Annotated in this window: 24 protein-coding genes and 1 pseudogene; 2 read left to right on the plus strand and 23 right to left on the minus strand. The window is 58.9% G+C overall.

Annotated elements, in window-relative coordinates:
• Position 1: 1 nt before the first annotated feature.
• Positions 2-151 (plus strand): annotated as a pseudogene (locus K1X80_RS16610) (hemerythrin domain-containing protein); the annotation flags it as partial.
• A 746-nt stretch (positions 152-897) separates the two neighbouring features.
• Positions 898-1191 carry a hypothetical protein gene (locus tag K1X80_RS16615; protein WP_220172307.1) on the plus strand — a complete coding sequence of 98 codons (294 nt, stop codon included), beginning with the start codon at positions 898-900 and terminating at the stop codon, positions 1189-1191.
• Between the two features lie 212 nt (positions 1192-1403).
• On the opposite strand, the gene K1X80_RS16620 is transcribed toward K1X80_RS16615, so the two are convergent.
• The 23 genes from K1X80_RS16620 to K1X80_RS16735 all read right to left on the minus strand — a co-directional run bounded on the left by K1X80_RS16620 (position 1404) and on the right by K1X80_RS16735 (position 20014).
• On the minus strand, positions 1404-1901 hold the full coding sequence (locus tag K1X80_RS16620; protein ID WP_220172308.1) for a DUF2514 family protein: 498 nt from the start codon (positions 1899-1901) through the stop codon (positions 1404-1406).
• Positions 1901-2326 (minus strand): cell wall hydrolase, encoded by a 426-nt coding sequence (locus K1X80_RS16625; protein ID WP_220172309.1) that lies wholly within the window; start codon positions 2324-2326, stop codon positions 1901-1903. Before K1X80_RS16625 ends, K1X80_RS16620 begins: the two co-directional genes overlap by 1 nt.
• Before the next feature lie 60 nt (positions 2327-2386).
• Positions 2387-2599, minus strand: a complete 213-nt coding sequence (locus K1X80_RS16630) for a hypothetical protein (RefSeq protein ID WP_220172310.1) — start codon at positions 2597-2599, stop codon at positions 2387-2389.
• 67 nt (positions 2600-2666) lie between these two features.
• Positions 2667-3035, minus strand: a complete 369-nt coding sequence (locus K1X80_RS16635; RefSeq protein ID WP_220172311.1) for a hypothetical protein — start codon at positions 3033-3035, stop codon at positions 2667-2669.
• A gap of 2 nt (positions 3036-3037) precedes the next feature.
• A complete protein-coding gene (locus tag K1X80_RS16640; protein ID WP_220172312.1) occupies positions 3038-4114 on the minus strand; it encodes a hypothetical protein in 1077 nt (358 codons plus the stop codon).
• Between the two features lie 38 nt (positions 4115-4152).
• Complete coding sequence (locus tag K1X80_RS16645) at positions 4153-4878, minus strand: hypothetical protein (protein WP_120731915.1); 726 nt, start codon at positions 4876-4878, stop codon at positions 4153-4155.
• A 1-nt stretch (position 4879) separates the two neighbouring features.
• Entirely contained in the window at positions 4880-5275 is a 396-nt protein-coding gene (locus K1X80_RS16650) for a hypothetical protein (protein ID WP_120731913.1), read from the minus strand.
• Positions 5276-5365: 90 nt separating this feature from the next.
• Positions 5366-10264, minus strand: a complete 4899-nt coding sequence (locus tag K1X80_RS28250; protein WP_258571520.1) for a DUF1983 domain-containing protein — start codon at positions 10262-10264, stop codon at positions 5366-5368.
• Positions 10265-10317: 53 nt separating this feature from the next.
• Positions 10318-10905, minus strand: a complete 588-nt coding sequence (locus tag K1X80_RS16665) for a tail assembly protein (protein WP_220172313.1) — start codon at positions 10903-10905, stop codon at positions 10318-10320.
• A complete protein-coding gene (locus K1X80_RS16670) occupies positions 10902-11684 on the minus strand; it encodes a C40 family peptidase (protein WP_220172314.1) in 783 nt (260 codons plus the stop codon). The genes K1X80_RS16665 and K1X80_RS16670 overlap by 4 nt, the downstream gene beginning before the upstream one ends.
• A 2-nt stretch (positions 11685-11686) precedes the next feature.
• Complete coding sequence (locus K1X80_RS16675) at positions 11687-12391, minus strand: phage minor tail protein L (protein ID WP_220172315.1); 705 nt, start codon at positions 12389-12391, stop codon at positions 11687-11689.
• Positions 12392-12439: 48 nt separating this feature from the next.
• Positions 12440-12790 carry a phage tail protein gene (locus K1X80_RS16680; RefSeq protein ID WP_220172316.1) on the minus strand — a complete coding sequence of 117 codons (351 nt, stop codon included), beginning with the start codon at positions 12788-12790 and terminating at the stop codon, positions 12440-12442.
• The gene (locus K1X80_RS16685) at positions 12790-16227 is read right to left on the minus strand and encodes a tape measure protein (RefSeq protein WP_220172317.1); all 3438 of its coding nucleotides are present in this window, start codon (positions 16225-16227) and stop codon (positions 12790-12792) included. Before K1X80_RS16685 ends, K1X80_RS16680 begins: the two co-directional genes overlap by 1 nt.
• A 61-nt stretch (positions 16228-16288) precedes the next feature.
• Positions 16289-16546, minus strand: a complete 258-nt coding sequence (locus K1X80_RS16690) for a hypothetical protein (RefSeq protein ID WP_220172318.1) — start codon at positions 16544-16546, stop codon at positions 16289-16291.
• Between the two features lie 54 nt (positions 16547-16600).
• Positions 16601-16810, minus strand: coding sequence for a hypothetical protein (locus tag K1X80_RS16695; protein ID WP_220172319.1), 210 nt, complete (start codon positions 16808-16810; stop codon positions 16601-16603).
• A 41-nt stretch (positions 16811-16851) separates the two neighbouring features.
• On the minus strand, positions 16852-17178 hold the full coding sequence (locus tag K1X80_RS16700; protein ID WP_220172320.1) for a hypothetical protein: 327 nt from the start codon (positions 17176-17178) through the stop codon (positions 16852-16854).
• Between the two features lie 39 nt (positions 17179-17217).
• Positions 17218-17718, minus strand: a complete 501-nt coding sequence (locus K1X80_RS16705; protein ID WP_220172321.1) for a hypothetical protein — start codon at positions 17716-17718, stop codon at positions 17218-17220.
• Between the two features lie 55 nt (positions 17719-17773).
• Positions 17774-18160, minus strand: coding sequence for a DUF3168 domain-containing protein (locus K1X80_RS16710; RefSeq protein ID WP_220172322.1), 387 nt, complete (start codon positions 18158-18160; stop codon positions 17774-17776).
• Positions 18153-18656: an HK97-gp10 family putative phage morphogenesis protein gene (locus K1X80_RS16715; RefSeq protein ID WP_220172323.1), complete on the minus strand. Its 504-nt coding sequence runs from the start codon at positions 18654-18656 to the stop codon at positions 18153-18155. The genes K1X80_RS16710 and K1X80_RS16715 overlap by 8 nt, the downstream gene beginning before the upstream one ends.
• A gap of 3 nt (positions 18657-18659) precedes the next feature.
• Entirely contained in the window at positions 18660-18830 is a 171-nt protein-coding gene (locus K1X80_RS16720) for a hypothetical protein (protein ID WP_220172324.1), read from the minus strand.
• A 9-nt stretch (positions 18831-18839) separates the two neighbouring features.
• Positions 18840-19172: a head-tail adaptor protein gene (locus K1X80_RS16725; protein ID WP_220172325.1), complete on the minus strand. Its 333-nt coding sequence runs from the start codon at positions 19170-19172 to the stop codon at positions 18840-18842.
• Positions 19172-19513: a head-tail connector protein gene (locus tag K1X80_RS16730; RefSeq protein WP_220172326.1), complete on the minus strand. Its 342-nt coding sequence runs from the start codon at positions 19511-19513 to the stop codon at positions 19172-19174. The genes K1X80_RS16725 and K1X80_RS16730 overlap by 1 nt, the downstream gene beginning before the upstream one ends.
• A 141-nt stretch (positions 19514-19654) precedes the next feature.
• On the minus strand, positions 19655-20014 hold the full coding sequence (locus K1X80_RS16735; RefSeq protein ID WP_220172327.1) for a hypothetical protein: 360 nt from the start codon (positions 20012-20014) through the stop codon (positions 19655-19657).
• Between the last annotated feature and the right edge of the window lie 132 nt (positions 20015-20146).

The raw sequence follows: 20146 nt of genomic DNA on the forward strand, positions 1-20146 counted from the left end.
ACTGCTGGAGCACCACATCGAGGAAGAGGAGACTGAAATGTTTCCTCAGGCTAAAAAGCTACTCGGTAAGGCAAAGCTTGATGAACTGGGCGGGCATATGGAAGTGATGAAAGCTTCACTGAAAAAGAGCCTGACGGCCCAAGCAGCGTAAGAAAGCTGCTGATTGAAGACAAAAGCCCGGCCCAGCGCCGGGCTTTTTCTTCTGTCCTTCCCAATCGGCAGATGGAGGCTGATCATAACGGATGCTAAGGTGTGAGCTCAGCCGCGAGGGCGCTCCAATGAAAGAGATCACTGATCGGCTCAGGGAGGAACGAATTCGTCTCAGCTTGACGCAGGCGGAGCTCGGAGTTGCCGGTGGCGTCAAGGTCAATGCCCAAAACGTCTACGAGCGTGGGATTAGAGCGCCGAACGCAGTCTGCTTAGCTGCGGTCGCCAAAGCTGGCGCTGACGTTTTTTACTTAATGACGGGGCTGCGGCGACACACGCTGTAAATGCGACCTGCCCTCGACGTGGGGCGGGCCTGAATTTTGAACTATAGAAAAAATCATACGATTATCACAACAACAAGGGTGGAGCTATGTACCTCACCGAGAATATCCAGTTGATTTATTCCCTTCTTGACCAGTTATCCCCCGAGGTCGAAACCAGCTCTGGGGAGTTGGCCGGCGATCAAGAGCAAATCTTGTTCGGGCTACGTGAAATGTTTCGACTCAACCTGGTAACCGGCGCCCATCACTACAGCGAGTACTCCGATACAACTGGACCTCTTCTCTCCTCCGTATCAAAAATACGCTTGACCAAGAGAGGCATCGCACTCAAGGAGCGATAGGCCACTATTTACAGTTCTTCTGCTGTGTCTACTCTACAAGGTTCACACTTTTGGACTTGGAGGCGGCAGTGGATACCTTGAGCAGGTTGGAGATAGAGACAGTTCTTGCCAGTCGCCTGCCGAACTGCGTGATTACGTGCACTATAAGTGCTGATAACACGTTATCAATAGATGTAACAGGCCCCGAGAGAGATCAGTTCACAGCTGTTAACATCGATCGAACCCAGTACCACGGGGAGGTAGGTATCAATAGGCTTGCCAGAGAAATCCTTGAAGAAATGGTGTTCTCCAGGAAACTCTCTGGGCGGAGCGACTCAAGGAGGGCGGGGCAAATGCTCAAGGCGTATATGAGCGGGGACTGAGAGTCCCAAATGCGACCTATCTTGCCCTCGTAGCGAAAGTCGGCATAGACGTACTTTACGTGGTGACTGGCAACCGCCCCCCGAAGATGTAACGGCATACTGGGATCCACCTAAGTGCCGACTGGTGCCAGGTCTTACTTGGTCTACACTCACTCAGTCGAGCTACCACTCCCCCTCGATGCTCGACTTCGGCCCGCCACGCGCGGGCCTTTTCATTCGCCTCGAACTCTAAGGCTTTCGTAACTCCGCTCACAAGCCAGTCCAGCTATTCGGGCTCGGTCATACGCCGCTGCCAGCTCTCCCGCTCTTTTGTCAGCCCGCTGGAACAATTCGGAGAGCACCACGGCGGCGCGGGTGGCTGACGCGCCTCGCTTGGCAGCTCCGGGATCGCCGCAGGCAGCGGCGGCAAACTTACCGGCTTCGACGTGCAGCCGCTCGCCAGCAGCATCAGCGGTACCAGCATCAACACCTGCGGCCTTGTTCTGTTCTCGCGCATCACTCGCTTCCTTATTCACTACCGACTGGCGGCGTTGTTCTTCTTGGCGGGCTGTGTTGCCAGCCTCAGCTATAGCGAGCGCCTGGGCTTTACCGATTTCCGCCAGTTGGTTTCCGTAGCGCCAGTCTTGAACCTGCCAGGTGACGCCGGCGGCGCTGGCCATCAGCACCAGGATCAGCACCACCAGCCCGGCCAGCTTCTGGACGGGCCTCATTACGGCACATCCTTGAAGAAAACGTGCTGCCCCAGGCGCAACGTCTGCTTGGCCTTCGCCGCCCAGGCCGGAGCCTTGGGCATCGTGGTTGCGTAGTAGTGCGTGGCACCGCCGGTTGGATCCGGTACCGCGTCGTCCATCACCTGGTCAGCAGCACGCTGGGCCTGGGCGAGTTGCGCGGCCGGGATCGGCTTCGCACCGCTGAGGTAGGCGTAGTTCGGGTCGTTCTGGTTCCAGCAGCTGAACTGCCATGGCTTCAGGCACACGCCAGCGTAGCCCTCGCCCCACCAGGACTTGGCCTTGCCGTCGAACACGCGGTTGCGGATGGTCCAGGCCACGGCGATCTGGCCGGCCAGCCCCTCGCCACGGGCTTCACCCCACAGCGTGCGCGCCAGGATGTCCCGGTCTTTATCGGAAGTGGTCATGCTTTTCTCCAGGCAATAAAAAACCCGCACAGGGCGGGTGTCAGGCCGTTCGGTATGTGGCTACTCGGCGGCTGAGACGATCTCAGGGACAGCCTCAACCTTCACCGTTACCTTGGCGCTGTAGGTGTTCAGTAGTTGCGCTGTACGCACAACGGCCTGGGGCTGCGAGGCCAGAAGCTCGCGAGCCTTCGCATCCGCCTCATCCGCCGTGGCGAATTCCATAAGGTTGAGGGGATCGAAGGCGTTGCTGGAATTGATGACGATGTAAGGCATGGTGTTCTCCGGGTATTTTTGGCAAAAATAAACCCGCTCGATGGCGGGGATCAGTGATCGGGCGTGATCAGCCTTCGGCAGGCGCCTCCGACTCCGACTCGGCTACTGCCGGCGGCATCTCCATTACCTCCGCATCCGGCACCAGAATGTGTAGCGTGATCATATGCTTGAGATCGTAGGGCTTACCGTCCTTCGTTACCGTCACCGTCAGCACGCCCTCAGTGAAATCCGTATCCACATCAGCGCGGCTATCAATCTGGTTGACCGTATAGCCCCAGCCATCGTCGATGGGCGGGAACGGAACCATGCCCAGACAACCGATAATCCGGTACACGCCGACCGACTCGCGCGACGACGAAATAACGCCGGAGCCGTTTGTTACAAAATCATAGGTCGCACCGGTGGCGCCCAATACGTTGATTGCTGCTCTTGCCATGTTCAGATCGCCTTTAATGTGCCATCAGCGGCGCGGGTGGTGTTGCCGGTGTGGTAGATAATATTGAATGCCGCATCCGTATAGTCTCCGGAACGAAAGCCGATCACGCCCCCAGGTGACACCCCCATCCAGAGCTGGCTACCGAGGCTACCGCTGCCGGGATACCCGATATTGATAAGCGTGCCGTAGTTAACGGGTTTGTACTGGGTCGAAGGCTGGATGATGGAAAAATCAGTGGTCCATCTATTCATGGTTACAGTGTGTGCATTCGCTCGCGTGCCCAGACCAAACGCACCGACAGGCATGGCGTTTCCGGGATCAGTACCCATGTTGGCAGTGGCCGCAGTGCCCAGCTGTAAGCCTGCGCGCGCCAACGCTGGAGTTGAGCCCCCTGTACCACCCTGAGCGACGGACAGGAACGATTGACCAGCCGGGTATAGCGCCAGGTGCTGATCTGGCTGCCACACACCACTGTTCTTGTAGCGATAGGCAATCTGCGCATTGGTTCGGTTAAACACCAGTTGTTGCTGGTGGTTGGCAGTCCAAGTCAATGCGATACCAGTTGAGCCCGCTGCAAATGGTAGGGTTCCGGAGAGCTGCCGTGGAACGCCCGGCACATCGGCGTTGATGCTGAACTTCTGCGAAACAGTTAGAGCATTCAGGTCCGTTACAACAGTACGAACATGAGTGCTGCCCCAGCCAAATGCACCGGTAAGCTGGAGCCGCCCTGGCGTTTCATCGTCGACGTGCATCTGCGTATTGGCCGTCGAGGCAGTGCCAAGGCCTGCGAGTGTTGCCCCCCACTGCTGCACTAACTGGTTCACAGCGTCAGCCAAGGCCTTGGGATAGCCGTTGACTGGCACGATCCCATAATCGGCGCCGCCAACGGACTCACCGCGATACGCAGGGGAGATAGAAAGCGACGTATCGCTCGCGGGATTGATCACCTGATAGATGCCCCGATCAGGGCCAACAAACATATCACCGGAGCGGCAGTTCGAGAACTTGGTGCCGACGCCTGTTACTGTCGGGCTCCCGTTCTGCACGCTCACGGTTCCTTCTGAAAACCAAGAACTCATAGTTTACTCCAATCAAACACCTGTACAGGCACTTGAAATTAGTTGTAGTAGCGGTCTATTGGGAACTTACAAATTGGAATACTCAGATAAAACCCCTCTGAGCCTTGCCAATAGAATCGATCTAGGTGATGCCTGCCATTGAAGATATGCAATACCGGCACTCCGCCCTCCAAAATTGTGATACCCGCATACTTCGAATCATTGGCAAACCACATTATCCCACGATCAAGGCTTGACACACTTATAAAGTCATCAGCATCAACCGATACACCGCTGTAGTAGATATCTACAAAAGTCCCTCTACCAACAGTCCAGTTCTTTGAGAACTTCCCATAGCGAACCACCCTGTCGCTGGACACAAACATTATTCGATTTTGCGCATCACGCACTTCAAGACCATATTCAGATGAGCTGCTTTGGTCAGAGTACTTACAAGATACAAATTCCATTAAGTAATCTTGTAGCACGCTACCGCCACGAACTGCTGACGTGACATGAAACCCTGTCCAGTTACCGGAAGAACCTTCAATTGAGGTATAGAGCCCGAGGGAGGCGTGTGATGCCGATATCGTCCTCAAAAATATTTGGGGCGGCTCCACGGTGAGAATAGGCTTGGCAAAGGTAAACTGCCCTTTGCCTTCCTTGTCAGTGTAGCGAGACTGGATTCGGAACTGCCCTCGCTCGGAGAACACCAGAACTTTGTACACGCTGCTGATGCTGACAGATCCTTGATCGTTTACAGCGACAAAACCGTAGTCGTCCATATCAACTCACCTTGACCACTTCTACAACACTCTCCACGATATTGCGCGTCCACATCTCACGGTTTTTCCCGCCGCCACCACCGTCTGGCTCTCGGTAATTAATTTGGGTAATAATCGCAATTCGCGTCCCTCCCAAATTGCTATAAGTAGGCAGGCCGCCCCAAGTATCTGGGGAACCAAGCTGGTCATACGGCGCATAGACCTTCGGAGTGATCGTGACAAAACAGGTCGCGGGGTCATAACCTGGAACATCCATGAGAATGTATTCATAGTTAGAACCCTGCCCTCCACCCTTAGCAGCAGGAACTATCATCACGGCCAATTTCTGTAGAGTGAAATCCTCCATACCCAATGTTTTAATGCCATTCGCATCAAATACACTTAAACCAAAGTCCATATCTACACCTCGTCTACAACTTCAACCCAGGGATGTAGGTGCAACGGCCGCCATAGGCGACCGCCCACCCTTAACTCCAAAACCACCAGGTCAAAGTCTTAGATTGCCGGTCATTGTCCGGCGGACATCATTGCCGTCATACACAGCAAGGCCGTTGTTATTGAGCAGGATCGAGCCGCCAGTACCATCACCGCGCAGCACGAACGTGCCCGCCTTGACGTTAATCTCCAGCAGTGGGCGCCCCCTGGAGTCAACCGCCTCAGATCGCAGCGTCATGCCCAGGATGATCTCCTGGATAAATGCCTTGTTGATCACCGCCTGGTTGATGAACACCTGGCCACCGCTCACAACGAACGGCGTTATCAGCTGCCCACTGACCTCGTCGACAATCTCGAAGCGCTGCGCAAACGCCACGATCTCCGATGTTTCCCCGTCACTGCCCAAAGCCAGGCCGGCCATTACCTTCTTACCGTTGGCAATGGTCTGGGCTTTGATCGTCGTCTGGGCCGATACCTTCCCGTCGAGATTGACCAATGTTTCGCTTACAGTCTGTACAGACGCACTGGTCTCGCCGATGCTCGACTGTAGGGTTTCAGTCGTTCTTGCCAGCGCCTCATTCGCAGAGGCCTGCACCTTCTTCTCGATCTCAAAGTTAGCCGTGGACTCCCAGGCTTTGACCGCGGCAGCCAGCTCCCCGGAACCATCATCGCCGCGTACCGAAGCCCGTAGTGCCTCGTTACTGGCAGCCTGAGCTGTGACCTTTCCATCAAGATCGGTAACCGTGGCAACCAAGCTCGACGTGGCGGCGGCATTGGCAGCGTCTGCTGCCGTGACTCGGCGCGCCGCGATGTTGCACCACAGAGCCCGACCCACACCATTCGCGGCCATGATCCGGGTAAGGAACCGAGCAGAAACAGCATTGGCCGGTGCAGTGATACGCCCAGAGAACTGCTTGAACCCCTTGCCGGTGGTGGCTGCAAATGAAAATGCTGTCACGTACCCCAAGTTGACGTTGGCGCTGCTGTAGAACTGCATCTGGAAGCTGCCAGTCTGCCCGGGCGACATCTCATCCCCGGAAATCTCAGCTGTCACATCAAACTGCTCACCTGCCACAGTCAGAATGTTGAAGCTGATGCCGCAAAAGCTGTTGTCATAAAAGGCAATCGCCTTACTGAAAGCCGTTGAGCTGGATACGACAGGTACAACAGCTGTCGCTGGAGCCCCCGAATAAGTAGTCCAGGGATCTGCCAGGCCATCCTCGAAGTTCCCCCGGATAAGCAGGTTGTCCAGCTGCTGGCCGATAGAAGCTCGGAGGCTGGTGATCGCCCCACCCTGCGCCGTGATGGTGTTGCCCTGCTGCGTCACGGTGTTGCTCAGAGCGGTGACGGTCGATGCATCTGCCTTGGTGTTTGCCACTGCCAGCGCGTCGGATGCAGCCTTAGCCGCATCCGTGGCCACCTTGTCGCTAACAGCCGCCCAGGCAGAGCCTGTCCAGCGTTTCGGCGTGTTTGCACCTCCGGTGATATCGATCCACAGGTTTTGTGGCAATTGATCGGCAGCAGCCGGTGCCGCTGCCTGAACAATGACCTTGCCCTTCCCGCCGGCGAGGGTGTTTGCAGCATTGGCGGCGTTCTGGGCAGCGGTGACATTTGTGTTGGTTGTCGTGAGGCTGTTGTTGAGGGCGGTGATGGCAGAACCCTGGCTCGTTACCGTGCCTTCCGTAGCCGTTACTCGATTGGTCAAGCTGTTGACCGCCGACGCATCTGCCTTGGTGCTCGCGACCGACAAAGCATTGGCTGCCGCCGTGGCTGCATCTGTCGCCACTTTGTCCGTGACCGCTACCCACGCGGACCCACTCCAGCGCTTAGGGGTATTGGCCCCGCCAGTGATATCAATCCATAGATTCTGCACAAGCTGGTCAGCAACCCCTGGAGCAGCCGATTGCACCAGCACCTTGCCCTTGCCGCCTGCCAGTGTATTGGCCGCGTTTGCAGCGTTTTGCGCAGCAGTGACGTTACCGTTGGTGGTGGTAAGGCTGGTTTGCAGCCCGGTGATCTGGTTTGACTGGGCGGTGTTCACCCCCTCGATGTTGGTGATCTTGGTTTCAGACGTAGTGACACGCGCGGCGAGGCCGTTGGCAGTCGTTACAGCTTGCCCCACGTTGAGCCAGTAGTTTGCATCTGGAGGCGCGGCGCCGGCTGGAACATCACCTTTGGCCTGATACAGAATGCCGTCAGTGAACAGCACGCTTTGACCTGCCGTATAAGGCTTTTCAGGATCGTAAGCCGCTGAATCGGCAATATCTGCGATGGCATCAATCTGCTCTTGCAACTGAGTGTTCAACTCCTGCAGGCGTGCATTCATCGAGCCAGGGCCATCTCCCGAAATCAACTCGATCTCTTCGCGCAAGTCCTGGTACAGGGCTCCCTTGCCGATCTTGTCGGCGAAGTACTTCTCGTATTCGCTCTGGTCCGAACTGGCCTGGCCATTGACCGCGCCAGGGATCGGGAAGAACGGCCCGAGGTTGCCGGTGCGGTCCACCAGGCGCGCCCAGAAGAACAGGCTCGCCCCCGCCAGCAGGCTGTGCATTTCGTGCGTGGCCTGCGGGTAGCTGAAGTCGCTCAGCTTCTCGGCCGTCGTCAGGTCCGGCGACTCGCTGTACCAGACCTCCGTGCGCTGGGTGTCCTCGGCACCTGGTGGAAAACCCCACTGGATACCGATGCCATAGACCAGGCTGGTGGTGGTCAGGAACGCCACCGCCGGCGGCAGGCCAGCCTTGCCTTCTAGGTTGGTCAGCGCGGACGTGACAGGGATCGAGGAAACGTTGAGCGCACTCACCGCCCGCACCCTGGCCATGTACTGCCCGGAATAGATCCCGCGCACATCGGCCATCAGTTCACCGGTACGCGGTACCGGAACCCACTCGCGGGCGCCCCACTTCCATTCGACGTCATAACCCACGGCGTTTGGCGCCGCGTCCCAGGCAATCGACATGACGGTGACAGCGATGCCTTGTTCGATCACTACGTGCTGGCTCAGCATCACCCGTGCCGGGGCGTCCTGGGTACCGACAGGAATCCCGGTGATTGGCCGGGTGTCGACCACGGCGCCGTTGTCGATAGCGTCGAATTTACTCGGGTCGTGCTGGATCACTTCGAACTGGAACTGGTGCCACTCCGGCCGCGTGACGTTGCGGACGTAGAACTGCATCAGCTTCAGGTCTTCGTAATCAAGAATCCATCCGCTTTCCGCCTGGGGCTGCTCGCTGAAATCCGCCATCACGGTCACGTCACGACCGGCAACAGACTTCACTACCCGCCCCTCAGACTTGCCGCTGGGTAGGTTGACCATCAGACGAGCGCCCACCGGCACGGTGGTGTCACGGTCGAGCGTCACCACGCGCCCAGCCGCCGCCGATATGCGCCCGCCATTGTTCCGACCAACCAACATCGGGTCCGCCACGGCGATCACCTGGCCAGGCTTCGGGATGTCGCCGTCGAGGCCAACACGGAACACACCGCCTTGGGTCTGTAGCTTTTCGGTCAAGGCTGCCCACTGCCCGGAGCGCTGGGCCTGGCCCAGGGAGGTGCATCCAATAGCGCCGACGGAAGTTTCACGGACCATGCCGCCGAGTTCGACCATTGCCTCATCATCAAAAACCGGTTCTTTGTCGGTTTCGAAACCCCGGTCCGGGTTATCCCAGGACACCATGTAGAGCGTATGGCGGTCGCGGGCCCGGGTGCCTTCGTACTTGATGGCGCCGTTGTTCAGGATCTGCGTCTGGTTGTAGGTGTACACCGGATCACCCGGCATATCGGCATTGACCACGATCTGGCTGCCGTCCCAGAAGGCCAGGCCGTGGAAAATTGAGGCCAGGTCCTGCAGCACCGCATAGGCTTCGGCCTGTTTCTGGAAGTACAGATTGCAGGTAAAGCGCGGCTCCATGCCGCCCTTGCCGTCCGGCACCATCTGATCGCAGTACTGCGCAATGCGGTAAAGCGACCAGCGATCTACCATCGTCGCGTCGATCCGGTCACCCAGGCCGTAGTACGGGTGCAGCACCAGGTCGTAGAAGATCCACGCGGGGTTGTTGGTGTAGGCCTCTTTGAACGTGCCATCCCAGATACCGTTGCTCGTACCGGTACCGGATGTTGCGTAGGTGCGGGTTTCCGCGTCGTAGTTGGAAGGCACACGAATAATGCGCCCGCGCATCAACGCCGCAATCTTGGCGATATCACCGCCGAAGGTCTGGGCGTCGTACTCGATGCTGCTGACTGCTGTGAGCGGGTACTCCTGATCGCTATCGACAACCTCGGCGATGGCCTTGACGACCATCTGGTCAGCCACCAGATCAGAGTTAGCGTTGGGAGTCAGGCGACGGACACGGATAGTCCAGCGGCTGCCCGCCGGCAACTCCAGACGGTGCGCGCGCTCGTACTCAGTGACGTTCTTGCGATCAACAACCGAGACCAGCGCTTCGACGTATGGGCCGTTGTCGGTCGAGATATCCACGGCGTAATCAATGCGCACGCCGTTGATGTTGCCGGCGGCATCCTGGCTGCGTAGGGTTGGCCAGCTCAAGCGGAGGCGAATTGCGTCACTCACCGAGTTGGTGATGGTGTGCAGCCAGGGCGTGCCGAAGATCAACTCCTGCTTGACATCGATCTCGTTGCTGGACTCGGTATTGCCTTCCAGCCGCTCCTGATTTAGCTCGCCATTGCGGAACTGCCATTTAACGCCCGGGTAGTTGATCGTCCCGTCAGGCGCTTGGATCGGCGTGCCGTCCAGCTTGAGCGAGCGCAGGCCGTCAACCAGCCCAACAATGGGGCCCCAGCTCCAGAGATAGACGATGCGGGCAGTAGAGATCGACGGAACGCTGTTCTGAGCAATGCTCGGCTTTTTCTGTTTGGCCTGGCCGCCCTTGCTGCCGATCACGGCGCGGCGCGTGCGAGGGGCTACACGCCGCGTCTTCTTTGCTGCTGCGCTCATGCGCCCTCCAGAATGCAAAAACCCGCCGAAGCGGGTTTGGGTGTTGGGATTGGTTAAATGTTGTCTTGGGTGTAGACCCCGCCGGACTCAACCGCCCCGCCGATCTCCCGCTCTCCATAAAGCAGCGGGTAGGGGTTGCCCTGGGCGATAGTCGTGACAGCGCCGCCGAAGCCGTAGCTCGGGTTGTTGCCGTCGTCATTCTTGCTCTCGGCGCTGGCTTTGGTGGTCGGCGACAACATCTGCACAACACCGCCAAGCCCGACAGCGGCGCCGGCGGCCAGAAGGCCCATGCCGAGCGTCGAGGTGGTACCGCCAGTGAACAGGCCGGCCACGATCAGCACCACGCCGAGCAGTGTCTGGAACATGCCCGCCTGCTTGCTACCTTGGACGATTGGTTGAATACGGATGTCGCCGTTGTTGCTGCCCACCAGATCAAGCTCCTGCTCGCCAAGATTGCGCTCGTCGACGAAGACAGCGAACACCAGACCGCGCTCTTCGGCAGTGCGCAGGTACTTCTCAAAGCCCGGCTTCATCATGCACAGCGCCGCCATGGCATCCCGGAAGCTGTGAACGTCCAACGTGAACTGCTTGCCGAACTTTTTACCCAGCACACCGCCGAGCTTGATGGTTCGCATAGTCATGGGCGGTAGTCCTTGTGACGGAGAATCAGCTTTACCCGGTTGGCCATCGACCAACCGTAGATTTCACGGGCGGCCAGGCGGCCGGGCATGTGGTGGTAGATGAACGGCCCAGAGCCGCCAAGCTTCGGCGCCGTCTCGCTGATCAGCGCCGGCTCATCGCCCAGGTAAATCGCTGCATGGTTCGGGAAGTAGCATTCCCGGCCAGGCGTCGGGATCTGCAGCACCAGCATGTCGCCCCGCCGCGCTTCATTGACCTGGTAGAAACCGGTGGCCGCGAAGTTGTCTTCGTACAGGCTCGGCCCATCCTTCTGCTCCCACCAGAGATCGGCGCGCTCGAAGTTCGGCAGTTGCAGGCCAACCTCCCGGGCGTACCAGTCGCGGCACGCTGCCCAACAATCAAGCAGCCCATGGGAGAAGTCGCGGCCCAACAGCGGCGCCTGGAAGCCTGACGGCTTGAACCACTCAAACTCCCCGCCGGGCCAGCCCACAATGCCCCAGGGCAGCTCGTGCAGCTCACAGCTGACGCGGTCGGCCATGCTCGGCGTCGGGGCCTGGTCCGGGTGACTGTGAATGATCGCCAGCACATCCCCGCGATCTTCGGCGCCGGCCATGTCCTTGTGGTCGATCTGGAAGTTCTCGCGGGCAGTCGTGGCCAGGTTGGTGCAGGGTACGTACTCACGGCCAGCAGCAGTCTTGATCAGCACCCCGCAAGCCTCGGCCGGGTAAGCGCGTTCGGCGTGCGCGCGGATCTCGTCCTGCAATTTCTGATTGATCCGCATGACTACCTCGAACTTGCGATAAGGCTCGCGCCCATGGATCCGCCGAAGCGGCGTGTGTTGCCCCGTAACTTGCAACTGCTCCACCAGCCCCCGCAGCGGTCGAGCGCCGGGTTGTCCGTGGGCTGATTCTTCTTGTCGAACATGGCAGTGCCGGTATAAGCGCAAGCCTCCTGCCGGTACCCGCCACGGCAGGCCCACCGGCAAAGCTTGGTGATCTGCTGAGCCGGCAGCATCTGGCCTTCCATGTCCGTGGGGCTCGACAACGAGAACGTGACCGAGATGCTCGGCAGCGCCTCGGTCTTCTGCTCGATAAACCAAAGGTTCGTTTTCGATTGGTCGCTGGCTTCCGGGTTGCCGTCGGGGAAGTTAGCGGCGTCGAGGAAGTGGCGAAACGTTTCAATCACCTTGACCCGGGCGCCAGCCAGATCGCGAAACTGGAAGCACAGGGCGGTGATCGCCCCACGCACACCGCCCAGCTCGTCGTCCACCCGCAGCGTGGGAGTGGCCGGCCTGCCATCGCCGCGAATATCGAAGCCTTTGGCCTCGATCTGTAGCGGCGAGTAAAGCTGCCCCTGCCAGATGATGTCGCCTTCGTGGGCGTGACCATGGAAGCGCCAGAGCGTGGCGCCCAGGCGCGTGGCATCCAGCTCGTAGAGCCTGATCTGGTTACCAGGCTCGAGCTTTTGAAGATCGGTGTTGTAATTCATATCGCCCCAGAAACAAGAAACCCCGCACTTGGCGGGGCTTGGTGAGGGTTAAGGTCGGGGGTTGAACACCTGCTTAACGGTGAAGGTAACGGTGTAGATTTTCGCGCCGAGTGCCTTTTTCTTGTAGCCGTTCGCCCGGTACCAGCCTTCCGGCTCGCCTGGCGGCGCATAGCGAAAGGCCTTGTAGCCTTCGTGCCGATCCAGAAACGCCAGCAACTCGGGCAACTCCTCGCCCGGCAGATCCTCACCGGTGTGCACCAGGTTCCACGCCTGGCTCTTTGTGTTGATCCCGATGCCCCCGGCCTGGACAATCCCGTCGCCGAACTCGTTCTCCCACGTTCGCTGGCTGATATCTCCGTCGGTACCGACTTCGACATCAAAGGTAAATGTCTCAGCCATCATCGCCTCCAAAGCCGGCCACCCTGGCGCATTTCTGCATCCAGGAATTTGCCCATACGCGCTTCCAGCGCCGAGCCAATTGAGTCACCCTGCATCTGCGCCTCCTGGCTACTCATGCCCTGCTGGGCCTGAACGGTAACTGGTGCGCTAAAGATGATTTGCGAAGGGCCGCTCGGCGCAGAGTCCGACGATGAACCAACCAGCGCAGCCCGACCATCGCCCGCCGATTCCAAACTGCCAACACCAATCTGCGCGTGGGGTTGGGAACCGCTCAGGCTGTTATCGATCCGAGACAACATCGCATCAAGTTTCGCGCTGGTTTGAGCAGTGGTGACCCGCTCGCCCTTTTGCAGAAACCAGCTGCCGTCTTCAGGAACCGAGTCGATACCGTCGTGCGCCATACCTGCCAGCGCGGTCATGCCCACGGCCGAGGCCAAGGGGCCAGTCACCGCCATGGCAGTAGCCATTGCCGCAGGCGCGGCCGCTGGCCCTATGATCGGAATAGCCGCAGTGGACGCAAAGGCATTGAGGCCTGCCGTTAAAGACATGGCTTGAGCGTTCGCGCCCATCATCCCAGCCGCGCTCGACTGCGTTGTTTTCCCTACCAGCATTTGAATGCCCTGATAGATCAACCACTGCGCCGCCATATCCCCCAGCGCCTTCAACATCGACTTGGCAAAGTTGCCGATCATGTCGCCCAGCGCGTCATCGACATCCTCGGCGCCGCTGGCCACATCCGAGAAGAAAGTGCCAAGTCCGCTGGTGCCTTCTTGCAGCGCTGTGTTGGTGATGTCCGCCGCCTGGGCCGAATAGTCACGAGCGGCATCGGCATAGTTCGCCCACGCCTCGTTGACGCCATTCATCCAGTTGGTTTGCTGCTCGTCCGTGGCAGCGTAGAAGTCCTGCTGAGCCTGAAGGCGCTTGTCGAGCTCGGCCTGCAGTACCGCCGTTTCGCTCTGATAAAGCTCGGGCGTGATCTCGCCGCTGTTGCGCTGCTTAACCAGCTCGTTGACGTCAGCGGCGTACTTCTGCCGCATTGCAAGGTCAGCCCGCATCCGGTCTCGGGCCTTGTCGCCCATCCCCACGCCCGCCAGCTCCTGCTCAAACCCGTCCTTCGTAGTTTGGGTGGTCAGCGCCTGGGCATTCTTGAACGCCATCAGCTTTAGGTCATCCTCGTTGGCCTTCTTCAGCTTGTTCAGCGCATCCAGTTCGGCAGCCATGCCCAGGAGCTTTTTCTTTTGCGCCTCACTCAGCTTGCCGAGCTTTCCTTCTTGGAGCTCGAAGGACAGCTTCATCACCTCGGTGGCGTCTTTCTGCTTGTCGCCCGTGGTGTTGATCAGCTCGATCTGACGCTTGTAGCCTTCCTCGGCGGTTTCAAACGACTTGAGCTGCTGCTTGGCGGCAGACTGCCCTTCGGTGGCGTTCTTCCGGCTGGCCTTGGCAGCTGCGTCATCGGATGCTTTCTGCGCATCTTTCGCAGCAGCGGCCGAGCGGATTGCAACGATCTCCCCTTCAGTGAGCAAAGTGTTCTCACGGATGAACCTGTTGGCCGCCTCAAGATTGGTTTTGTCCTGGGCCGTGGCCAACTGCTTTAGTAGCTGATCCAGGTACTTCTGGCCGGCCTGGGCAGCGCCCGCCCGGGCGGCAGCATTGTCACGCTCTGCCCGGGTGTTGGCATCCGTCTCCCCGGTCAGTTCGGCCATCGCGGTTTTGAGCTTAGCGATGACTTCAGCCTTCTCGGCCGCAGCGCCACCACTCTTCTCAAGGGCGTTAGCCATTTCGGCTGTGACACCAGGGACTTCTCGCACCTGGTCAGCCACTGCCTTCCAGTCAACAACCATCCCAGATGATTGATCTGCCGATGCTTTCTTGATGATGTCCATTGCCGACCGGAACTCAGCCGGTAACGGAGCGATACCCCCCATGAAACCGGATGCGCCAGCAAGGCCAGCGTTTGTCAGGCTGCTCTGAAACTCGAAGGCGATTGAGCCTGCCGCCGTGGTCAGATCGCCCTCGGCATCCTCAATAGACGCCTTCAACTCCCGGAGGGTGACGGACTGTGTCGCCCTATTAAGCTTGTTGAATCGCTCAACAAGCTTGTCGATAGGGTCGCCGAGATCACCCAGCTTCTGCTCCAAAACACTGGTGTTGTCGCGCAAAGTGAGGAACGCAGTGGCGGCTCCAATTGCCAGAACTGCGATACCAGCAGGCCCGCCAAGAACACCCATTACGCTCAGTGATGCACGACTTGCGGCCGCCTGAGCCGCAGCCACCGCATTGGTTGCCCGGGTCTCCACCATTCTGGCTTCGGCGAGCTGCAGCGACATCTGCGTCTGCACGGCAGTACCGCGCGCGGCAACTGCCTCTTTCTCAGCGAGAAAAACGGAAGTTTGGGCTTTTTGTTGCTCGGCCTGAGCCGAAAGCAGAACGGCGGCGGCCTGGGCCTTGCGAGCGACCGCATCAGCAACGGCGGCCCTGGTCGCGGAAACTGAGGCTGCGACAGAGCCCGCAAGCTGGCGACCGTAGCCTGCTAGCGCACCCACTGCGATCACCCCGGCGATATCGGCGAGAGTTTCGAAGTTGTCCCCGAGCGCGCCGATGCCTTTGGCCAGAACGCCAGTGCCATCAGTAGTCTCGTTCAACCGCCCAACGTAAACCGAGAAGGCATTGTTGAGGTTTTGCATTGCATCGCGTACCGCGACGCCCATGCTGTCAGCCAACAGCCCGTTGGCTTCAGCGGACTTCTGCAACCCCTCGGTCAGGATATCGAGACTCAACTTCCCTTGAGCCCCGAGACTGCGAATTTCTTCGGCAGTCTTCCCGGTGGACTTGGCAATTGTATCAACCACAGTCGGCATCGCTGCAAGGATGGACTGCCAACCATCAGCCTCAACCTTGCCGGTTTGGAGGGCTTTAGAGTAGGCGTCGATTGCCGAGCTTGCCTTTTCCGCCGATGCCGAGTTGGTCACCAGCAAAAAGCTGAAGCTGTCCATTACGTCCAGCGCCTGGCTGGTGTTGTAACCCATCGACCTCAAACTGTCCGCAGTGCGGATGTAAAGCTCCTGGGCTTCGGCCAAAGGTCGATAGGTACGCTTGGCGGTGTCGAGTAAGCGATCCTGCACCAGGTTGTACTCGCCCACGCTGCTGGTGGCCATGCCGATTCGGTCGGACATCTGACTGAATGAGTCGGCAGTCTCAATGATCTTGCCGACCGAGGCGGCCCCAACTGCAACCGCCAGCGCGCTTTTTATTAGGCCCGCCGCATCCTGGGCGCTCTCCCCGGCCCGATCAAAAGCAGCGTCGACACGCCCGAGACTTTTGTCGATCTTGGTGGATGCCTGGCCGACGCTGGAGTCTGCCCTGGCCATCTCTTGGCGCAACTGCGCCGTGGTGGCCTCGATGCGAACGAGCATTCCCTGAACGTCGGTATCAGCCATGTTTTTCTCCGGGCATTAAAAAACCCGCCGTGGCGGGTTCAATTTAGTAATGAATGGAAAGTCATCCCTGATTAGAGTTTTTCCTGTTGGCGGCATCTGTGATCTTGCGAATCCTCCGTTCCTCTCTGGCCTGCTGCCTGACTGGATCGTTTGATAGCCTTTGCCAAAAGTAGACGCCGGCCAAAATGATCGCGACTACGACCAGTGAAAACAGAGCAACGTTTCCAGCGGACATCACCACAGCAGCAAGGCCAAGGAAAAAGCCTGGAGCCAATACAACGGCTATGACGAGGAGTAGCACGACTATCAGGACTTGCATTTGATTTGCCTCCATTCAAACCGACAGCCTATCAAATAAGCTCCTGATGCCCAATCATGCTGGCTGCCGCCCAGTCAGCGCCTGCCGCAGCTTATCCGCCACTGCCGAAGGTGAAGGCTTACCTTCTTTGGGTTTCGTCTTGCCGCCGCCAAATGGGTTCGTCATCTGCGCCCACTCGATCTTGGCGTCCATGGCCAGGAACAGCTCAGGCATTGGCGTGCGCCACGCCAGATCGGGAGGCCAGCCAAGCCACCCCGTGGCCACCGCGTAGAGCCGGTCAACATAGCTGCCGTCTTCTACGGCACTTACGCCGCCGGCCTGGACTTTCCCGTAGCCGGGCCTTTCGGGTTGTACAGCGCCACCAGGTAAGCATTCAGTTGCACTGACACCTCCAGCACACCAGCCTGCCAAACCTGTTCGGCGACAGCCTCTGCGGCCTTGCCGGTCAAGCCCGCACCGCCTGCGATGATCACCGCGCAACCGTCGATGCTCAGGGCGTTGATTGCCTGAGAGGCGCCGCGCAGCCCGCCGAAGTGAGCCTCAATCGCCCGAACCGCCCCAAGCGTAGGCTGGAGCATGTACGTCTCGTCATCGAGCTTGATGTCGACGGTACCGTGAAGAGTCTTGCTCATGTTTCGAATCCTTGGGGGTCGGGGCCGAAGCCCCTAGGGTTAAGGGGTGACCGGTGCCGGGAGGATTTCCAGGATGTCGGAGTTAATGGCGATGGTGACGTTGCGGCGAACCACGTTGTCAGCGGCGCCGGGGGCGACCGTGTTGTTCATCACCTTGCCGCGCTGGTAGAACGTGGTCGGCAAAATCGCCGGGGCTGCATCAGGGTCACCATCGTTCAGGGTGATCTTGATGTTGTAGTCGCCCTTGCTGCGATCCTTGTGAGCGATCTTCAGCTTGGCCTGGCCCAGGTCACCGTTGTCGAGGCCGACAACCAGAGTCAGGTCACCTGCATCGGCGGTGCCCTTATACTTGCGCACGCGGCCATTGCGCAGCGACGTGAAGGTCACAGAGCTGAACGTATCGCCGAACTCGCCCAGGTCTTCCACTTCGCCGATATCGACATAGGTGTCAGCCTTATAGAGCGCTTCGGTGTCCGCGCCGTTCTTGCTGCCGATGCCGATCCGGCAGCCGGCGGCTGTGTTGAGGTTGTCTTCGGCCATGGGGGTTCCTCCAAGGGCACATTGGATAAAGCCGCGGTGCGGCCGGGTGTTGGGTTTAGTGGGTGGTGATAACGCGGACCGTGATCGATCCTTGGTACGTGACGCCGTCAGCATCGCGGTGGGCGTCGGCCTGCTCGACCCTGACCGATACGGCCCGACCAACAGTCAACGGCAAGCGGCGCTCATCCAGAGCCGCCACAACCTCGCCGAGGATCTGCTTCACCTCGGCCTGGCCGTGGGCATCCGACCACACCGAAAGGTAGATCAGGCGCTGTTGACGCTTCCGGCCGGCGATAGGCGAGATGTTGGTGCTGATCTCCCGGTCAAACGATACATACGGCATATCGGTGTCCATGGGCGCGCCGTCGAAGACTGGACACGACACTTCGGCCTCCAGCCGAGCGAACATTGCTTCCTGCAACGCAACAGATGGGTCAGCCATTGGAAAGCCCCTTGCTTGCTTTGCTCAACGTTCGACCGATGGCTGCCTTGATGTTGGCCACGACATACTCCCGATTCACGTCTTTCGCTGGGCGAAGCCAGGGATGAGCAGGCCGTGCAGGAATGTCTGGGTACTTACCGAAGAAGTGCGAGCCGTCTGCCTTGTTCGTCGGCCGGCGGGCTCGACCGCCTGCGCGCTTGTTGCCGGTGTATCCCTTGGTCCCATACTCGACAAACCGAAGGTAGAAGAACCGTTGTTTGTTCTTCTTGCCACGGATACCGATCTGGGCGTCAAGGCCACTTTGGGAAACAAACACCGTCAGCGCGGCAGCAGCGGCTCCAGTATCTTTCGGGATCAGGTTCTTCATCGTCGAAAGAATCCGCTCGGCACTATCACGCATCACCGGCGCCAACTCGTTATCCATGGATTGGTGGAGTGTGCGCAACGTTCGGCGAAGCTTGAAGTCACCAGACATACGCGAGCGGCGACTGGCCATGGCCTACTCCCTGGCCTTGAAGGCCTTTTCAGCAACTGGGGCAGGCTCTGGCACTTCCTCTGCAAGTCCGCGAGCTACCAGGTCAGCGCCAAGCTTGGCGTCGACCGTAAAATCTTCACCCTTCTCCCGGTCGCCAGTGGCGCCGGACAAAGAGCCCAGGGCAATTACCTTCATGATTCACCTCTATGGGTTGGGTACGTTTGAACAAAGCAATCGAAGCATGTCGCGCTCATTGTTGAGCAGCGCTGCACCGATCAAGTAAGTGGTGGTGATTCCTTTCACCGTGTGCACAAGGCGGTTGCCCGCGATAGCGTCAGCCCGGGGCCGGATGCGAATCTCGGCGGTGATCACAGCCTTCAGCTGCTCGGCAATGGGCGATACACGCCCAGTCGGCATTGCGATCTCTGCCCACAGCTTGCCGATCTCGGTCCAGGTGGTATCGAAGCCGCCGGATTTGTTCTTGGTCAGTAAAGGCTTGAACATCGTGCAAGAGTGGCGCAATCGTCCAGCGCGCATTAAACCCCCCAGCCAATACGATATGGCATAAGCAATGATCGGGATCCGCCAGGCAATTCGGAGGAGATCGTGCCCACGACAACATCCTCACGGTTTCCATACAGGTTGCCGACAATGAGCAGGCAGGCGGCGCGAATGGTTGGGTTGATCAGAATCGGGCGATCACCTGCAGACCCATCCGCAATCGCCGCGTCCAAGGCAGTCTGATCAGTGAAGAAACGACGATTCATGAACTGAGCGGCACTGTCCTCAGCCGCAGCCAAGTACAACTCAACATCCGCACGATCATCCTCTTCAGCCCGCAGATGTCGCATCACTTCATCGGTCGGAATGACATTCATGTCAGGCCTTCGGGTTGAGTGTTGTAGCCAATCCCTTGGCAACCAGAAGGCTGGCTTCATGCTTTGGTGACTTATAGCCGTCACCTCCAGCATTGCGAATTTCCTTACCGTCCAGATAGCTTCTCAGCGGATAGATGGTGATCAAGCTGTCAGCAGCGTCAGCAGCGTCAGCAGCGTCAGCAGCGTCAGCAGCGTCAGCAGCGTCAGCAGCGTCAGCAGCGTCAGCAGCGTCAGCAGCGTCAGCAGCGTCAGCAGCGTCAGCAGCGTCAGCAGCGTCAGCAGCGTCAGCAGCGTCAGCAGCGTCAGCAGCGTCAGCAGCGTCAGCAGCGTCAGCAGCGTCAGCAGCGTCAGCAGCGTCAGCAGCGTCAGCAGCGTCAGCAGCGTCAGCAGCGTCAGCAGCGTCAGCAGCGTCAGCAGCGTCAGCAGCGTCAGCAGCGTCAGCAGCGTCAGCAGCGTCAGCAGCGTCAGCAGCGTCAGCAGCGTCAGCAGCGTCAGCAGCAAAAGGCTGGGCGGTCGCCGCCTGGCTGGCAACAACTTCCTGGCCTGCTGTCAGTGTCTTTTCCGATTCATTTTGTTGCTGAGTTGCTAGAGGCAAAACAGTAGTTGGCTCGTTCTTTTTTGCTCGACTCATAA

The sequence above is a fragment of the Pseudomonas sp. So3.2b genome, from assembly GCF_019464415.1.
GTDB lineage: Bacteria > Pseudomonadota > Gammaproteobacteria > Pseudomonadales > Pseudomonadaceae > Aquipseudomonas > Aquipseudomonas shahriarae.

Bases quoted from the DNA above. Each gene is read 5' to 3' on its own strand.
- K1X80_RS16710 (WP_220172322.1), bottom strand. From the start codon at position 18,160: ATGGCTGACCCATCTGTTGCGTTGCAGGAAGCAATGTTCGCTCGGCTG.
- K1X80_RS16720 (WP_220172324.1), bottom strand. From the start codon at position 18,830: ATGAAGGTAATTGCCCTGGGCTCTTTGTCCGGCGCCACTGGCGACCGG.
- K1X80_RS16650 (WP_120731913.1), bottom strand. From the start codon at position 5,275: ATGGACTTTGGTTTAAGTGTATTTGATGCGAATGGCATTAAAACATTG.
- K1X80_RS16705 (WP_220172321.1), bottom strand. From the start codon at position 17,718: ATGGCCGAAGACAACCTCAACACAGCCGCCGGCTGCCGGATCGGCATC.
- K1X80_RS16725 (WP_220172325.1), bottom strand. From the start codon at position 19,172: ATGCGCGCTGGACGATTGCGCCACTCTTGCACGATGTTCAAGCCTTTA.
- K1X80_RS16685 (WP_220172317.1), bottom strand. From the start codon at position 16,227: ATGGCTGATACCGACGTTCAGGGAATGCTCGTTCGCATCGAGGCCACC.
- K1X80_RS16645 (WP_120731915.1), bottom strand. From the start codon at position 4,878: ATGGACGACTACGGTTTTGTCGCTGTAAACGATCAAGGATCTGTCAGC.
- K1X80_RS16680 (WP_220172316.1), bottom strand. From the start codon at position 12,790: ATGGCTGAGACATTTACCTTTGATGTCGAAGTCGGTACCGACGGAGAT.
- K1X80_RS16620 (WP_220172308.1), bottom strand. From the start codon at position 1,901: ATGAGGCCCGTCCAGAAGCTGGCCGGGCTGGTGGTGCTGATCCTGGTG.
- K1X80_RS16675 (WP_220172315.1), bottom strand. From the start codon at position 12,391: ATGAATTACAACACCGATCTTCAAAAGCTCGAGCCTGGTAACCAGATC.
- K1X80_RS16715 (WP_220172323.1), bottom strand. From the start codon at position 18,656: ATGGCCAGTCGCCGCTCGCGTATGTCTGGTGACTTCAAGCTTCGCCGA.
- K1X80_RS16730 (WP_220172326.1), bottom strand. From the start codon at position 19,513: ATGAATGTCATTCCGACCGATGAAGTGATGCGACATCTGCGGGCTGAA.
- K1X80_RS16630 (WP_220172310.1), bottom strand. From the start codon at position 2,599: ATGCCTTACATCGTCATCAATTCCAGCAACGCCTTCGATCCCCTCAAC.
- K1X80_RS16700 (WP_220172320.1), bottom strand. From the start codon at position 17,178: ATGAGCAAGACTCTTCACGGTACCGTCGACATCAAGCTCGATGACGAG.
- K1X80_RS16665 (WP_220172313.1), bottom strand. From the start codon at position 10,905: ATGACTATGCGAACCATCAAGCTCGGCGGTGTGCTGGGTAAAAAGTTC.
- K1X80_RS16670 (WP_220172314.1), bottom strand. From the start codon at position 11,684: ATGCGGATCAATCAGAAATTGCAGGACGAGATCCGCGCGCACGCCGAA.
- K1X80_RS16635 (WP_220172311.1), bottom strand. From the start codon at position 3,035: ATGGCAAGAGCAGCAATCAACGTATTGGGCGCCACCGGTGCGACCTAT.
- K1X80_RS16640 (WP_220172312.1), bottom strand. From the start codon at position 4,114: ATGAGTTCTTGGTTTTCAGAAGGAACCGTGAGCGTGCAGAACGGGAGC.
- K1X80_RS28250 (WP_258571520.1), bottom strand. From the start codon at position 10,264: ATGAGCGCAGCAGCAAAGAAGACGCGGCGTGTAGCCCCTCGCACGCGC.
- K1X80_RS16625 (WP_220172309.1), bottom strand. From the start codon at position 2,326: ATGACCACTTCCGATAAAGACCGGGACATCCTGGCGCGCACGCTGTGG.
- K1X80_RS16690 (WP_220172318.1), bottom strand. From the start codon at position 16,546: ATGCAAGTCCTGATAGTCGTGCTACTCCTCGTCATAGCCGTTGTATTG.